The 15233-nt window shown below is 61.0% G+C and carries 18 protein-coding genes; 7 read left to right on the forward strand and 11 right to left on the reverse strand.

Going from position 1 to position 15233, the window contains the following annotated elements; translation table 11 throughout:
* Positions 1–16 precede the first annotated feature (16 nt).
* The 3 genes from AC02Y0_RS21610 to AC02Y0_RS21620 are packed head-to-tail and all read right to left on the reverse strand — an operon-like array spanning position 17 to position 2444.
* Positions 17–412: a VOC family protein gene (locus AC02Y0_RS21610; RefSeq protein WP_476381206.1), complete on the reverse strand. Its 396-nt coding sequence runs from the start codon at positions 410–412 to the stop codon at positions 17–19.
* Complete coding sequence (locus tag AC02Y0_RS21615; RefSeq protein ID WP_476381208.1) at positions 409–1788, reverse strand: dihydroorotase; 1380 nt, start codon at positions 1786–1788, stop codon at positions 409–411. The genes AC02Y0_RS21610 and AC02Y0_RS21615 overlap by 4 nt, the downstream gene beginning before the upstream one ends.
* Positions 1785–2444, reverse strand: a complete 660-nt coding sequence (locus tag AC02Y0_RS21620; protein ID WP_476381210.1) for an aspartate/glutamate racemase family protein — start codon at positions 2442–2444, stop codon at positions 1785–1787. Before AC02Y0_RS21620 ends, AC02Y0_RS21615 begins: the two co-directional genes overlap by 4 nt.
* A 191-nt stretch (positions 2445–2635) precedes the next feature.
* On the opposite strand from AC02Y0_RS21620, the gene AC02Y0_RS21625 reads away from it, so the two are divergent.
* Positions 2636–3343, forward strand: a complete 708-nt coding sequence (locus tag AC02Y0_RS21625) for a GntR family transcriptional regulator (protein WP_476381212.1) — start codon at positions 2636–2638, stop codon at positions 3341–3343.
* Between the two features lie 63 nt (positions 3344–3406).
* Here AC02Y0_RS21625 and AC02Y0_RS21630 read toward each other — a convergent pair whose 3' ends face one another.
* From AC02Y0_RS21630 to AC02Y0_RS21640, 3 genes are all read right to left on the reverse strand, one after another.
* The gene (locus AC02Y0_RS21630; protein ID WP_476381213.1) at positions 3407–3784 is read right to left on the reverse strand and encodes a hypothetical protein; all 378 of its coding nucleotides are present in this window, start codon (positions 3782–3784) and stop codon (positions 3407–3409) included.
* Positions 3784–4290 carry a hypothetical protein gene (locus tag AC02Y0_RS21635; RefSeq protein WP_476381215.1) on the reverse strand — a complete coding sequence of 169 codons (507 nt, stop codon included), beginning with the start codon at positions 4288–4290 and terminating at the stop codon, positions 3784–3786. Before AC02Y0_RS21635 ends, AC02Y0_RS21630 begins: the two co-directional genes overlap by 1 nt.
* A gap of 453 nt (positions 4291–4743) precedes the next feature.
* The gene (locus AC02Y0_RS21640; protein ID WP_476381217.1) at positions 4744–5871 is read right to left on the reverse strand and encodes a LacI family DNA-binding transcriptional regulator; all 1128 of its coding nucleotides are present in this window, start codon (positions 5869–5871) and stop codon (positions 4744–4746) included.
* Here AC02Y0_RS21640 and AC02Y0_RS21645 point away from each other — a divergent pair.
* Genes AC02Y0_RS21645 through AC02Y0_RS21655 form a run of 3 tightly spaced genes read left to right on the forward strand, consistent with a single transcriptional unit; the run spans position 5870 to position 8639 of the window.
* Entirely contained in the window at positions 5870–6361 is a 492-nt protein-coding gene (locus AC02Y0_RS21645; RefSeq protein WP_062284592.1) for a TRAP transporter small permease, read from the forward strand. The two genes, AC02Y0_RS21640 and AC02Y0_RS21645, sit on opposite strands and share 2 nt — an antisense overlap.
* Entirely contained in the window at positions 6358–7638 is a 1281-nt protein-coding gene (locus AC02Y0_RS21650) for a TRAP transporter large permease subunit (RefSeq protein ID WP_476381219.1), read from the forward strand. Before AC02Y0_RS21645 ends, AC02Y0_RS21650 begins: the two co-directional genes overlap by 4 nt.
* Positions 7639–7664: 26 nt before the next feature.
* Positions 7665–8639 (forward strand): TRAP transporter substrate-binding protein, encoded by a 975-nt coding sequence (locus tag AC02Y0_RS21655; RefSeq protein ID WP_476381221.1) that lies wholly within the window; start codon positions 7665–7667, stop codon positions 8637–8639.
* A gap of 57 nt (positions 8640–8696) precedes the next feature.
* On the opposite strand, the gene AC02Y0_RS21660 is transcribed toward AC02Y0_RS21655, so the two are convergent.
* The 5 genes from AC02Y0_RS21660 to AC02Y0_RS21680 are packed head-to-tail and all read right to left on the reverse strand — an operon-like array spanning position 8697 to position 12231.
* Positions 8697–9713 carry a LacI family DNA-binding transcriptional regulator gene (locus tag AC02Y0_RS21660; RefSeq protein ID WP_476381223.1) on the reverse strand — a complete coding sequence of 339 codons (1017 nt, stop codon included), beginning with the start codon at positions 9711–9713 and terminating at the stop codon, positions 8697–8699.
* 52 nt (positions 9714–9765) lie between these two features.
* Positions 9766–10101 (reverse strand): hypothetical protein, encoded by a 336-nt coding sequence (locus AC02Y0_RS21665; RefSeq protein WP_062284603.1) that lies wholly within the window; start codon positions 10099–10101, stop codon positions 9766–9768.
* The gene (locus AC02Y0_RS21670; RefSeq protein WP_476381225.1) at positions 10098–10985 is read right to left on the reverse strand and encodes an NAD(P)-dependent oxidoreductase; all 888 of its coding nucleotides are present in this window, start codon (positions 10983–10985) and stop codon (positions 10098–10100) included. Before AC02Y0_RS21670 ends, AC02Y0_RS21665 begins: the two co-directional genes overlap by 4 nt.
* On the reverse strand, positions 10982–11479 hold the full coding sequence (locus AC02Y0_RS21675; RefSeq protein WP_476381226.1) for a gluconokinase: 498 nt from the start codon (positions 11477–11479) through the stop codon (positions 10982–10984). The genes AC02Y0_RS21670 and AC02Y0_RS21675 overlap by 4 nt, the downstream gene beginning before the upstream one ends.
* Complete coding sequence (locus AC02Y0_RS21680) at positions 11476–12231, reverse strand: SDR family oxidoreductase (RefSeq protein WP_476381228.1); 756 nt, start codon at positions 12229–12231, stop codon at positions 11476–11478. The genes AC02Y0_RS21675 and AC02Y0_RS21680 overlap by 4 nt, the downstream gene beginning before the upstream one ends.
* Before the next feature lie 97 nt (positions 12232–12328).
* Here AC02Y0_RS21680 and AC02Y0_RS21685 point away from each other — a divergent pair, with 97 nt between their 5' ends.
* The 3 genes from AC02Y0_RS21685 to AC02Y0_RS21695 are packed head-to-tail and all read left to right on the forward strand — an operon-like array spanning position 12329 to position 15233.
* Complete coding sequence (locus AC02Y0_RS21685; RefSeq protein WP_476381229.1) at positions 12329–13276, forward strand: 2-hydroxyacid dehydrogenase; 948 nt, start codon at positions 12329–12331, stop codon at positions 13274–13276.
* Complete coding sequence (locus tag AC02Y0_RS21690) at positions 13276–14310, forward strand: L-idonate 5-dehydrogenase (protein ID WP_476381231.1); 1035 nt, start codon at positions 13276–13278, stop codon at positions 14308–14310. The genes AC02Y0_RS21685 and AC02Y0_RS21690 overlap by 1 nt, the downstream gene beginning before the upstream one ends.
* A gap of 32 nt (positions 14311–14342) precedes the next feature.
* Complete coding sequence (locus tag AC02Y0_RS21695) at positions 14343–15233, forward strand: SMP-30/gluconolactonase/LRE family protein (RefSeq protein ID WP_476381233.1); 891 nt, start codon at positions 14343–14345, stop codon at positions 15231–15233.

Genomic DNA, 15233 nt, shown 5'->3' on the forward strand with positions numbered 1-15233 from the left:
GTATGCATGCGAGTGTTCACCGAAGTACGGATTGCACCTCGATCTGGTAGCCTTCCGGGTCTTCCAGCACGAAGGCTCGAATTCCCAAGGAGACGCTGTCCTTTGGTTCGGTCAGCCCGATCGCGTTCTGGCTCGAGAGATAGCGATGCCAGGCATCGACATCCGGCACGCGGATACAAAGTTGTACGGGCTTAATGGGATTGGCGCGATGCATTCCACGGGTCTCGTCAACGAGACCGACATAGGCATGCTCGGCAATTCTTAGGATCTTCGACCACCCCTGATCGATCTCGAGCGGGAAGCCCATCACGGCTGTGTAGAAGTCGAACGCTCTGGGCAAATCGACGTAGTAGAAGAAGGTGATGGCCTTCTCGACGATGCCGTTATCGGGCCGGGCGGGTGCCTCAGTCATGTTGTGAGATCCTTTGGGAACCATGTGCTTTCGCCGCGGCGCAGATAGCGTCCGCTGCCGGGCGTGTTGATGACCGAGCGGCCGTCATAGGCAAGCTTGCCTGCGTGGTAGGTCGCGTCCACCCGAGCGGCGAAACGTCGTCCGTCATAAGGGCTCCAGTTGAGGCCATCCTGAGCACGGCTGGCGTCCCAGACATCGTCCCTCTCGGCGAGGATCGTGATGTCGGCATCGGCACCGGGGACGAGAGCCCCCTTCCGTGGATAAAGGCCGAAGAAGCGGGCGGGGCGTTCAGCGAGATACTCGGCGCAATAATGCGCTGCATCGACGCCGCGCTCTTTTGCGACGGTATAGAAGGCAGGCAGCAGCGTCTCCATTCCGGGTACGCCCGCACCGGCATCGAAGATGCTGTCGGTGAACTTGTTGTCGATCGGCCAGCTGGAATGATCGGAGCTGACAAAGGCAATCCTGCCCTCCACGAGTTCCTGCCAGAGCCGATCGATCTGACCGGGGCGAATGGGTGGATTGACCTTCATCCGCGCGCCGAGTTCTTCACCGTCGCGTTCGGGATCGAACCAGAGATAGTGGACGCAGAGCTCGCCGGTCGCCCTGAAGCCCTCTTGCGCATAATTGTCGACCAGCCTGAAGCCGCGCGGCGTGCTGATATGGACGATATGCGCATGCCCGCCGGCACTGGCGGCGAGTTCGAGGAAATGCACGGTTGATGCCAGTTCTGCGACTTCAGGCCGGCTCGGCGAATGCGCGGTGATGCCGTTTCGACCCTCAGCCCTCGCGCGCGAAACCCGTGAGCGCACGATTTCCTGGTCTTCGTTGTGCAATCCAAGTGGCAGGTCGGTTGCCGAAAGCGCTTCCAGCAGGTCTAGGGCGAGCGCCGCATCGATCCTCGGAAAACGAGTGGGGCTGCTTTCGAAAGCGGAGATCTTGAAGGCGACGACGCCACCATCGGCGAGCGAGCGCACTTCGTCGAGGGATTGCCCAGGCATGATTGTGCCGTAGAGCGCGACATCGCAATGGGCGAAGCGTTCTACGGCTTCGACCTTGGCGTCGAGGTGTTCCCTGGCGCTCAGCGGGGTCGGGTTGTCGTAGGGCATATCGATGATGGTGGTGACCCCGCCGGCAATGGCAGATCGGGTCGTCGGCTCGATCCCAGGAAGGCCAAGATAGCTGCCCGCATGCGTTTGTCCGTCAACGATGCCGGGCAAGACAAAAGCGTCTCCAGCATCGTGAACGGTGTCTGCCGTAGGTGCTTGGCCTTCTCCGATTGCGTGAATGATCGAGCCTGAGACCGCGACCCAGCCTTTGGGGATGGTCATCTCAGGCGTGACGATCCGCCCACGAATGACGAGATCAATGCTCAAAACGCCCTCCTGCGATAGCCGAGTTCAGCCTGCATGCAGGCAAGGGCGACGCCGGCCTGAACTGGGTCGATGACGGGCAAGCCCAGCTCTGCCTGCAAAGCCTCCCGGTAGGTCCCAAGGCCGGCGCAGCCGAGGATGACTGCCTCGGCGCCATCCTCATCGCGAAGCACGGAGGCGATGCGCGTGACAGGAATGACGGCATCTTGGGCAACGAGTTCAGCAACGGTCATGTCGATCGACCGATCGCCTGCGAGCCTGCCGTCAATTCGCAGGGCCTCAAGGTAGCGCCGGTGCCGCTCAATCGAGGACGGACCCATCGACACTATCCCGAAGCGCTGTCCGAGGCCGAGCGCTGTCAGATAGGCCGCTTCGGCAATCCCGACGACCGGGACATTCGTGGCGGCGCGTACGGCCGAAATGCCGGGATCTGAAAAGCAAGCGATCACCACGGCGTCTGCCTTTGCTGCCTGCACAGCCTTAATCAGCAGCGGCACGACTTCGGCCACATGGGCATCTGTTTCGATACCAACAGGCGCGCCCTCGAGCTCAGTACAGCGGATTTCGTGGCCATTGCCTTCGAACGGTTTCAGGCACGCCTCCATCGAGCGCGTGACGGCCTTCGAGCTGTTCGGATTGATCACCAAGATCTGCGCCACGGTTCCTCCCAGAGGGCTCTCCCAAGCCATCAAACTGTGATATGCATCTTAGTATACTACGAAATATCTCATGTCAAAGGCTTGCCGTCTTGCGGAGTCGGAAAAAGTGGAGGAAGACAGAAAGGGGCGTGAAGCCTTATGATCCACGAGCGGACCCCGACAGATCCCATCGAGCTTGGAGAGAAGCCGTCTTGCAGAGCCTCAGCGTCGAAAGTGATACCTCGCCGGCCCGGCAGAAGAAGATATCCCTGACGGAGACAGCCTATCTTTCGCTGCGTGCGCGGGTGCTCTCCGGCTCTTTAAGGCCCGGGGCCGAGTTTTCGGAACTTGAGCTGGCAGACCAGTTGGCCATGAGCAAGACGCCGGTGCGGGAAGCACTCGGTCGATTGGTGGCGGAAGGATTGATCGAAGCCTTTCCAAGGCGGGGCTACCGGGTAACACCTGTGACGGTGAAGGACATCAACGATCTCTTTGCTATCCGTGCCATGACCGAGGGCACGGCCGCCGCCATGGCCGCCCTCAATCTAACAGCTGCAGACCTCGATCGTCTCGAAGCCCTGGCGGATGCGCGTTACGATCCGCAACAGGGCGAGAGCGTGCAGTCCTTCGTCAAGGCTAACCGCGATTTCCATCTGGCGATCGCCGAGGGCGCGAACAATCCCCGGCTTCTGGCGCTGGTTGCCGCGCATCTCGATGAGTGCACGCGTCTCTTTTACCTTGGTGCCGTCAGCCGCGACGTCAATCCGGAAACCAGCGCCGACCATCGACGCATCGTTGATGTCCTCCGTCTGCGCGATCCGGATCTTGCGCGTGCGGCGATGGTGGAGCATAGCGAACACACACAGAAGGGCATTCTGAAGGCATTGATTTCCAGCGACACTACAGCATTGACGCTGTGATGTGTGTGGGGGGATCATGCTTCCTTAAAGTCGCGTGTTGCGAAATGCGCTCTGACTTCGTGCTCAAGAGGTACCATCGAAGGCCTTGAGTGCGACGAAGCTCACGACTGAAGTATCCGCCGGTGCCGCATAGGTCTCGATCGTGATCGCCTGTCCGCCAGAGCTAAGTCCCGCTGCAGTATCACCATCGAGGCCTGCTTCGTCACGATTGATGGATCCCGAGAAGCTGATGGCACTAATCATCCCGAAGTCAGCGCCCGGATCGTAACCGAGGATGCCCCTGTAGCTCTGATTGCCTACATCACGGTCAGCAATCACGGATTCGCTAAACGGGATGGGCGCACTCATCGCAATGATGCAAGGACGGCCATCGCTTCCGAAGGACCGACCACCTTCGGGGATCTCGTCTTGGAAGGATGTACCCTCAAGCAGAGATGCCATCACGAAGTCCAAGAAATCGTTGATGATTGCGCTGTCATCGAAGCCATCGCTCGAATTTGGTGCGCGGGCTCAAGCGGAATAGCCGTCAGGCCCTGCGGCAACATTGATGTCGCTTGCGTCCAGGGCTGCAAAAAAAGCGTTGCCTGCGGCAGCTTGACATCCCCGATCACGAAGGTCGGAAGGTTGACGGCGCCGCCTGTCACGACAATTTCCGAACCATCGCTGAGCACTAAGATCAGGTCGGCACTCTCCACGCGGAAAGCCGCATTGTCGACGTCGATGCCGGTGGGCAGTGTCATGGTATTGTCTGGATCGGGCGTGATTTCCATGACGTATTTCGCGGGATCGGCCGCAACATCCCGGGCGGCCGCCGTCGTGTTTGCCGCCGTCGTTTGTACCAACTCCAACTGCCTATCCGGCACGAGGCGACCGGTAACGGTCGCTTCGCTGTTCTGATGATCCATCGTGGGGGCTCGGATCGGCTGGGTGGTGCTTTGATTCGACATGGTAACTCGACCGTTAATGTTGCGTCAGAGTTGAAGCGCCGACGCACTCTCCGAGCGACGAGAAAATCAAATAATTTGAATAATTCGTGATATCGTTATCAGCCAAAGTTGACCGGGGCTCTACATTGACTTTGGATTCAAAAGAATGGTCTGAGGAGCTCGCGCAAGTCCCCGTCGCGGAGGTCGGAATTGCGCTTCAGATGGTGCGTATCTCCATCTAAGACGCTGGCGCCGCGCTAAAGGCTGGCGTGGAGTTCAGCGGAAACCCCCGTTCTCTGGTCTTATCGTCAACCTTCTGAAGGATGTCAAACTGCGCACAAAGCTGGGCGCGACGAGGCTTCGTGATAAGAACTCGGACGCTGCCGGGGTTCCATTCGCCTCAACAGCGCGCATTGAGCGAGCCAGCCAGCTCCGATTTTGCAGATCCGGTCTGGTGAGGTCGCTGAGCTAAGGTCAGGAGCCCGGGTGGGCTCTGTCCCGGACGGTGTTGCCAATGGTGAGACCGATATCGATCAGGTCGACGGGCTTTTCTGAGCCAGGCTGCGCGGTCCTCAAAGCTGCTGTTGCTGCTCTGCGGCCCATCTCCAGGAGTGGCACTTCTATGGTTGTCAAACGTGTCGAAAGGGAGTGGGTCAGTGCGGTGCCGTTGAAACCATTGACGGAGATTGTCTCGGGTACGGCGATTGCCGCTTCGAGCAGGAAGCGCAGGCCGCCAATTGCCATGGCATCGTTGAGATAGTGGATGGCTTGCGGGATTTCCGCTTGCTCGATGAGCCTTTTGGTCAGGATGTACCCCGTCTCCGCCGTGCGCGGCAGGGTCTGATCCGTCCATAGCTGCATGGTCGCACCATTTTCAGTCAGTGACCGTGAGTACCCGTCCAGCCTCAAAGCCGCGCACAGATCTCGGGTCAATTGAGATCCGACATAGGCGCAGCGGGTGAGGCCAGCCTCGAGGAATATCTCTGCTGCCAACCGACCAGCTCTCCGATGGGAGAGGCCAACGGTGGCATCCAGATCCGGATGATCGCCATCCCACAAATGTATTGCCCGGACGCCGGACTGGCGCAGGAGCCGCGTCGTGCGTTCGTCGCGCGCCAACCCTCCCGTCAGGATCAGCGCCGCTGGTTTCATCGTCAGCATCATGTGCACGATGCGAAGCTCGTTCTCCGGATCGAAGAAGCTTTCACCGATGAAGGCCGTGTAGCCCTGGCCGTTCAAAACCTCGTTTATCCCGGCCAGCACGCCGGCATAGACCTGGTCGCCAATGGAGGGGATGACGATGCCGATCAGCGAGCTCGTCTGGGAGGAGAGAGCTCCTGCCAGCCGGTTGGGAACATAGCCCAGTTCCTCGGCGATTTGCGTCACGCGAGCCCGCGTTTCGGTCGCGATTCTACCTGTGCCGCGCAAGACTTTCGAGACCGTCATGCTGCTGACGCCGGCGGCCTTGGCCACGTCGGCGATCGTGATCGTGCGGGGGAAATGCGGGACTTGACTCATAGCAATGTTATCGATACCAATTTGGGTTAACGATAACCCATTGTCGGGTTTGACGCAACGAGTCTTCGGGGAGGAGGAACTCATGCGACGTCTGTTTCAGGCGATCTGGTCGATGATCGACATCCTTATGGCGGTCATTCTCGCAGCCATGATCGCTCTTGTCTTTGCCAATGTGGTTCTGCGCTACGGCTTCTCGTCGGGCATACGGCAGTCGGTCGAGTTGGCCCGATTGTGGTTCGTCTGGATCGTCATGCTGGGCGCTGCCGTCGTCTTGCGCCGTGGCGAGCATCTCGCCGTTGCCGAGTTTTCCGAAGCGATGATGCCGCGAGCTGTCCCGATCCTGCGCCGGCTTTGCTGGGTCGTGGTCATGGTTGCTGTCGGCATGCTGTTCATCGGCGCGCTTAACCAGACCATCGCGAACTGGAACAACCTGTCGCCTCTGACGGGGCTGCCGTCTGGTCTCTTTTACCTCGCCGGCGTCGTCTCGTCTGTTTTGATGGCCTCGATCGCCATCGTCCGCTTCATCGATCCGATGAGCATAGATGCTCGCATTCCGGAGGACACCAAGGAATGACTCTTATCCTGTTCCTCGGCGTTCTGTTCGTCGCGATCCTTGCGGGGCTTCCCGTCGCCTTTGCCCTCTTGCTTTCCGCCATGGCGCTCATGCTGCACCTCGGCACGTTTAGCCCCGATATCCTGGCGCAAGGGCTTATCAACGGCGTGGACAGCTTCCCGCTGCTCGCCATCCCATTCTTCCTCGTGGCTGGCGAAGTCATGTCCAAGGGTGGGCTTTCGGAGCGCATCGTCCGGCTCGCGATGACGCTTGTCGGCCACAAGCGCGGTGGCCTCGGCTATGTAGCCATTCTGACGGCGATCGTTTTGGCCGGACTGTCCGGATCAGCCGTTGCCGATGCGGCAGCCCTTGTGGCGATCCTTTATCCCATGATGCGCAAGGCCGGTTATCCGGAAGGTCGAAGCCTCGGCCTGCTCGCATCGGGCGGCATCATTGCGCCGATCATTCCTCCGTCTCTGCCGCTGATCCTCATTGGTGTTGCCGGCAATATCTCGATTGCCAAGCTGTTCATGGCCGGCATTGCGCCGGGGCTGATGATGGGCGTGACGCTTATGGTCGTCTGGTCCTACATCATGCGCAACGAACAGATCGATACCCTTCCAAAGGCGAGTGGCAAGGAAAGGCTGGCAGCACTTAAGGACGGTATCTGGGCGCTGCTGCTGCCGGTTATCATCATTGGCGGTATTCGCTCCGGTGCCTTCACGCCGACCGAAGCCGCGGTGGTGGCCGCAGTCTATGCGATCATCGTGTCCACGGTCGTCTATCGCGCCCTGACCTGGAAGATCCTGCTCGAAGTGCTGGTCACGGCAGGTCGTTCGACTGCTATGGTGATGTTCCTGGTCGGTGCAGCCATGGTCGCCGCCTGGCTGATCACCGTTGCCCAACTGCCGCAACAGTTGGCAGAAATGCTCCAGCCCCTTATCAACAGTCCGCGGCTGCTGATGCTGGTCATCATGCTGATCGTGCTGGCAGTCGGCATGGTGATGGACCTGTCTCCGACCGTGCTGATCCTGGTGCCGCTGTTCATGCCGGTGGTGAAGATGGCGGGCATCGATCCGGTCTATTTCGGGCTGATGTTCATCCTCAACTGCTCGATCGGCCTTCTGACACCCCCGGTCGGAACCGTCCTCAACGTCATCTGCGGGGTTGGACGCGTGCCGATGAGTGTGGCGGTGCGTGGCGTTGTGCCGTTCATCTTTGCCTATGCGGCGCTGCTCGGCCTTTTCATCATCTTTCCGCAACTCATCACCGTTCCCGCCAACTTCCTTGGCGGCTGAGACTTCACAACAGGGAGGAGCCTGAAATGAAAATCTTGAAAGTGCTTGGACTAGCAACCGCAATCGCCTTTACCGGCGTTTCCGCGCATGCCGAAACAGAACTGAAACTTGCTCATGCCGCGCCTGATACGGATCTGCAGCAGACACTCTCCGTGTTCTTCAAGGAGCAGGTCGAAGCGCGCACGAACGGCTCGGTCAAGGTCACCATCTTCCCCCAGGGGCAGCTGGGCAACGACCAGGCGATGATCGACGGAGCCCGTTCCGGGATCATCGATATCGTGATGACGGGCCTCAACAACCTGACCGGGCTAGTGCCGGACGCCGGCGCATTCGAGCTACCCTTCATGTTCCCCAACCGGGAACTCGCCTACAGGGTCCTCGACGGTGAGGTCGGGCAGGGTGTATCCGCCCAGTTTACCCAGCATGGTCTGAAGATGCTCGGCTATCCGGAAAACGGCTACCGCAACATGACCAACAATCGTGGTCCGATCCGAGTGCCGGCTGATGTCTCCGGGCTCAACATGCGCGTCAACAACTCCAAGGCCCTGAACGACATGTTCGCGGCACTCGGCGCCAATCCGACGCAGTTGCCGGTCGCCGAACTCTACACGGCGCTTGAGACGGGTGTGGTCGATGCCCAGGATCATCCGATCGGCATCGTCCTGTCCTTCAAGTTCAATGAAGTGCAGAAGTACCTCAGCATGACGCAGCATGCCTATTCGGCGCTGGCGCTCGCTATCAACGACGCCAAGTTCAACGGCCTGACCGCCGATGAGCAGAAGGTAATCCTCGACGTGGCCGCCGAAGCCATCACCATGCAGCGCAAGCTGGCACAGGAAAAAGAGGCTTCGATGATCGCCGAGCTGAAGGCTGCCGGCATGGAGGTCAACACGGACGTGGATGCTGCTGCCTTCCAGGCCGCCGTCAAGCCGGTCTGGGATGGTTATACTGCGGCGAATGGCGACGCGGTCGTCAATGCGGTGCTGGCCACCCAGAAGTAACAGACTGAAAACTGGCGAAAAGAAAGGGCGCATAATCAGCGCCCTTTTTTCATGCCGTTACGGGCTCGATTGGCGACGCATCAAGATGGGTTCAAGAGCAATGGTCGCGGGGCCTGCCTGCGTGCCATCGAGAACATCAAGGATGAGCTCGGCCGCGCGCTTGCCGATTTCACGGGGCAGCGGGTTTATGGTGGTGAGCGACGGCACGCAGATCCCGGCGATCTCGTAGTCGCCGAAGCCGGCGACAGCGATCTGACCGGGGACATTCACACCGCGCCTCTGACATTCTGTGAGTGCGCCAAAGGCTGAAAGGTCGGACACGCAGATGACGGCTTGTGTGTCCGGCAGCGTGTCCAACAATCGGCCCATGGCGTCGGCGCCTTCCCGCATGGAGATGGGAGGTGTGCCTGCCGCGATCAGTCGATCGGGATCCAGACCGTGTGCCTGCATGGCCGCGATGAAGCCGGCCCGGCGATCCGTGCCACGGGTGTCGCGATCGGCATCGCCGCCGATGAAGGCAATTCGGGTAATCCCGACCGATACGAAGTGGTCGACCATGGAGCGAACCGCTGCCGCGTTGGAGAAGCCGACGACATGACCGACGGGATTATCGGGCAGATCCCATGTCTCGATGACAGGTATGCCTGCATTTTCCAGCAGACGCCGCGTCCGTGGGGTGTGGCGCCCGCCCGTCAGGACGATCGCTTCCGGGCGGCGGCGCAGCAGTTGTTCGACCAGTCGCTCTTCTTCCTGGATGTCATAATCCGTATAGCCGAGCAGGATCTGCAGGCCGCGCTCCTTCAGCCCCTCGGACAGGCCGCGCACGGTATCGGCGAAGTTGGCATTGTTGATCGAGGGGATCGTCACGGCAACGAAATCGGTGCGCTGCGAACGCAGGTTTGAAGCGGTGCTGTCGAAGACGTATCCGAGCGTGTCGGCGGCTTCTAGGATGGCACTGCGCGTCGCATCGCTCACCGAGGCGTCACGCTTGAACGCCCGGCTCACCGTCATGGGCGACACCCCCGCGAGACGGGCGACATCGGCCATGGTCGGTGTTTTGCGGGGCGTGCTCATACCATTTTGTTATCGTTATCTCTGGCGAAAATCCAGTCTCTGCAGGGTTAGCTCACAGGGGCGCGTATTCATGCGCCGTTGTGACGTGATGATGGATCGAGCCAGTGAAGAAGCGCGCCAGGACGGACTCGGTCGCGGCTCTCGCCTCGGTCCGAACGGGGCTGGCAAGGGCAGCGTCCACGCTTGGCAGGTCAGGATAGCTGATGGCGAGGATCATCGGATATTCCGGTGCGCCCTCATCGCGGCTTTCGGCAAAGGTGACGCGAACGGAGAGGGCGCCGGGGAACTGGCGCCACTTTGGCAGGATTTCGGCGAGGACGGCGGCGCGGAAAGCCTCCGTCTGTCCTTCATGGATCTTGCCATCGAACAGTGCGTAGCGGGTGATCATGGGGCAATCTCCTTGTTGGGTCCCTTGAAATATTCCATCAGTGCGGCCTGATCCTCGCCGCCGAGGCCGGCGGCCGTCAGCATGCGGTGGACTTCGGCGCAAATCGCCGTCAGTGGCATCGAGGTGTGGGTGAGCCGTGCCAGATCCTGTGCGGCGTTGAGGTCCTTGACCATGTTGTCGATCCGGCCAGTGCGGCGGTAATCCCTGTTGGCGAAGCGCGGCATATACTCCTGCAGCAGTGCGCTGTCGGCGCGGCCACCCTTGAGCGCCTGCGGGATCTTCTCGACATCGACGCCGGCTGCTTCGGCAAGGGCGGTTGCCTCGGCCACAGCGAGGAAGCCGAGCCCGCAAAGCACCTGGTTGATCATCTTGGTTGTCTGCCCCGCACCCGGGCCACCCATATGGGTCTGGTTGCCGGCAAGCTTTGACAGGATGCTTTGCGTTTCCTGCACATCGGTCTGTGTACCGCCCTGCATTAGGGTTAGCTGTCCAATGGCTGCCTTGGGGATACCACCGGACAGAGGGCTGTCCACCCAGCGCAAGCCACGGGTCGCGCCTTCGGTCGCGAGCGCCTTGGTCGTCTCCGGGTCGATCGACGACATGTCGATGATCAGCGTGCCAGGCTTAGCCCCTTCGGCAACGCCCTGTGGCCCGAAGACAGCGGCGCGGACGATGGCTGCGGAATTGAGCGACAGGATGACGGCCTTTGCCTGGCTTGCCGCATCTGCGGCGGACGAGGCCGCCACTGCGCCCTTGGCGACAAGGGCGGCGATTTTTTCGGGGTCACGATCGTAGACGATCAGATCCGTTCCCGTTTCGGCGAGGCGTGCGCCGATGGCACCGCCCATGGCACCGGCCCCGATCAGGGCGATCTTGTTTGTCACTGTGGGTTTCCTCCAAGATGGGACAGGACCTGTCCGACGATGGCGTCCATCGATTGGTCTATCGTCACTTCGATCGCTTCGTCCGGTCCCGGTCGCTCCAGGGTGGCGAACTGGCTGTCGAGCAGTGACAGGGGCATGTAATGGCCGGCTCGCGTTGCCATGCGAGAGGCGATGAGGTCGCGATCGCCTGCGAGGTGAACGAATGTCACGGGGCCGCCAGATCCTGCGCGGATGCGGTCTCGGTAGCTGCGGCGCAGTGCCGAGCATCCGATGATCAGCGGCGCGTCACTCTTGAGCGTATTGGCGATCCGATCCAGCCAAGGCCAGCGGTCGTCATCGTCAAGCGGAATACCTGCCCGCATCTTCTCGACGGCTTCGGCGCTGTGCAGATCGTCGCCGTCCCGGTAGGGAATTTGGAGCTGTTCGGACAGAGCCGCGCCGACGGTCGACTTGCCGCAGCCCGCGACGCCCATGATGACCAGACGCAAGCTCATAGCGATGCCGTGATCCCGCCGTCGACATAGAGGATATGTCCGTTGACGAAGCTGGATGCGTCGGAAGCGAGGAAGATGCAGGCGCCCTGCAGCTCCTCGACCTTGCCCCAGCGGCCGGCCGGCGTGCGTTTTTCGAGCCACGCGGAGAAGGTGGGGTCGGCAACCAGGGCGGCATTCAGCGGCGTGTCGAAGTAGCCGGGCGCAATCGCGTTGCAGTTCAGGCCGTGCTTGGCCCAGTCGGTGGCCATGCCCTTGGTCAGGTTGCCGACCGCGCCCTTGGTCGCGGTGTAAGGCGCAATCGAGGGGCGGGCGAGGGCAGTCTGCACGCTGGCGATATTGATGATCTTGCCGCGACCACGCGCGATCATGTGGCGGGCAACCGCCTGGCCGACATGGAAGACACTGGCGATATTCGTCTGCAGCAGACGCTCGAATGCATCGGCGGGGAAGTCTTCGAGCGGCGCGCGATGCTGCATGCCGGCATTGTTGACGAGGATGTCGATTGCCTTGCCGGAGGCCTCGTAGGCGTCGACAGCCGCGCGTACGGCTTCATGGTCGGTCGCGTCGAAGGCGAGCTGGTCTGTGCCCTCGATCCGTGCGGCCGCATCCTTGAGTTTCGTCGCGTCTCGACCGTTGAGGACGATCTCAGCACCGGCGGCCTTCAGACCCTCTGCCAGCGCAAAGCCGATCCCTTGCGAGGATCCCGTGATCAGGGCGCGCTTGCCCTTCAGGTCGAACAGGTTCAGTGCCACGGTTTACTCCCTTCAGTTTCGCTCTCGACAAGCGTCAGATGATTTGTATATGTTATCGATAACAATCGAAAGTCAAGCATCCCTGGGGAGAGACATCATGACCAAGCCCGACATCCTGCAGATGGGCCCGTATCCGGACTGGGATCAGGTGCCGCTGGAGCAAAGCTTCCATATGCATCGCTACTTTGAGGCCGCCGACAAGGCCGCATTCCTGGCTGATCTCGGTCCGAAGGTCCGGGGTATAGCAACCCGTGGCGAGCTTGGAGCGAACGCTTCTGTTATCGCTGCCTGCCCCAATCTTGAAGTCATCTCGGTCTATGGCGTCGGCTTCGATGCGGTTGATCTTGGCGCCTGCCGGGAGCGCGGCATCCGCGTCACCAACACGCCCGACGTGCTGACGAACGATGTCGCCGATCTCGGCGTCGCCATGATGCTCGTGCAGTCGCGTGGCATGATTGGTGCTGAAACCTGGGTGAAGGACGGGTCCTGGGCGGCCAAGGGGCTTTACCCCTTGAAGCGTAAAGTCTGGGGCCGCAGGGCAGGGGTGCTTGGCCTTGGGCGGATCGGTTTCGAGGTTGCCAAACGCCTTGCCGGCTTCGATATGGAGATCGCCTATAGCGATGTCTCGGCCAAGGATTTCGCCAAGGATTGGGAATTCATCGCCGATCCTGTGACGCTCGCTCAGCGTTCGGACTTCCTCTTTGTGACGCTGGCTGCTTCCGCTGCGACCCGGCATATCGTCGGTGCCAAGGTGATCGAGGCGCTGGGGCCCGAGGGCATGTTGATCAATATCAGCCGTGCCTCCAACATCGATGAGGAAGCCCTGCTGGAAGCGCTTGAGACGGGCAAGCTCGGCTCGGCTGCCCTCGATGTCTTCGAAGGTGAGCCCAATCTCAATCCGCGCTTCCTGTCGCTGCCGAATGTGCTGCTCCAGCCCCATCATGCCAGCGGCACCATCGAGACCCGCAAGGCGATGGGCAAGCTTGTCCGCGATAATCTCACCGCGCATTTTGCCGGTGAAGCTCTCCTCACTCCGGTGCTCTGATGAAAGCCATCGTCATCCATGCTGCCCGTGATCTGCGGATCGAAGACCGCCCGGTGGAAGATCCTCAAGCCGGCCAGCTGCGGCTCAGCCTTGCGACCGGCGGGATCTGCGGGTCGGACCTGCACTATTACAATCACGGCGGCTTCGGCGCGGTGCGGCTGAAGGAACCCATGATCCTTGGCCATGAAGTCTCGGCCCGGGTCGAGGCCATCGGGCCCGGTGTCTCGGGCTTCGAGATCGGTCAGCTTGTGGCCGTTTCGCCCTCTCGGCCCTGCGGTCAGTGCCGCTATTGCGGCGAGGGGCTGCAGAACCAGTGCCTCAACATGCGCTTTTACGGCAGTGCCATGCCCTTCCCTCATATCCAGGGCGCTTTCCGTGAAAGCCTGGTGGCAGAGGCGTATCAATGCGTCGACGCCACGGGACTGTCCGCTGGCGAGGCGGCGATGGCCGAACCACTGGCGGTAACCCTGCATGCCACGACGCGGGCGGGCAGCCTGTTCGGCAAGCGCGTTCTCGTCACCGGCTGCGGACCGATCGGCGTACTCTCGATCCTGTCGGCACGACGCGCCGGTGCTGCCGAGATCGTTGCCACCGATCTCTCTGATTTCACGCTGGCGCTCGCCGCAAAAGTCGGCGCTGACAGGGTGATCAACACGGCCAAGGAGCCGGATGCACTCGCGGCCTATGGGAGCGACAAGGGCACCTTCGATGTGCTCTATGAGTGCACGGGTGTTGCCGCAGCACTGGCCGGCGCCATTCCGGCGCTTAGGCCGCGTGGTATCATCCTGCAGCTCGGACTGGGCGGCGACATGACGCTGCCGATGATGGCGATCACGGCCAAGGAACTCGAACTCAGAGGCTCCTTCCGGTTCCATCAGGAATTTGCCATCGGGGTCGAATTGATGCGCAAGGGGCTAATCGACGTAAAGCCGCTGATCACGCATACCGTATCGCTGGCCGATGCCGAGAAGGGTTTCCTGCTCGCATCGGATCGGAGCCAGGCAATGAAGGCGCAGATCGCGTTTTCGGCCTGAGTGGCGCCACGGTTTTGGGAGGAGCCTTAAGCATGTCGTTTTTCGAAGTCATCGACCCGGTGTTCGCCACCTATGTGCTCGGCAATGCGCCGGTGAAGCGGCTGGCGACTGGGTTTGACTGGGCGGAAGGGCCGGTATGGTTCGGCGATGCCGGCTGCCTCCTGTTTTCCGACATTCCCAACAACCGCATCGTCCGCTGGAGCGAGGATGGCGTGACCACCTATCGCCAGCCCTCGAACTATGCGAACGGCCATACACGGGACCGGCAAGGTCGGCTCGTCACCTGTGAGCATGGAACGCGTCGGGTCACCCGCACCGAATGGGATGGATCGATCACGGTCATCGCCGACAGTTTTCAGGGCAAGCGCCTTAACAGTCCGAACGACGTCATCGTTGCGCCTGACGGTGCGATCTGGTTCAGCGATCCGCATTACGGGATCATGACGGATTACGAGGGGGCAAAGGCGGAGCAGGAGTTGCCGTGCTCTGTCTATCGCGTTTCGCCGGATGGTGGGATCGAGGCCGTCATCACCGACATGCAGGGACCGAATGGTCTCGCCTTCAGCCCGGATGGCAGCCACCTCTATGTTGCCGATACGGGGCGGATGTTCTCCGCCGATCCGCAGCATATCCGTGTTTTCGACATGGTCGATGGCTGGCCGGAGAATGGTCGGGTCTTCCACGTCATCACGCCCGGCTGCGCCGATGGCATGCGGGTCGATAGCGACGGGAACCTGTGGTCCTCAGCGGCCGATGGCGTTCACTGCATCGCGCCCGACGGGCATCTGATGGGCAAGATCCTGGTTCCGGAGATGGTGTCGAATATCTGCTTTGGTGACCACTCGAAGCATCGGTTGTTCATCACGGCGACCACGAGTGTCTATTCGGTCGTGCTGAATCGGCGCGGCATCCAGGCCCCTTGA

It is taken from the genome of Allorhizobium sp. nf9_anc, from assembly GCF_056323085.1.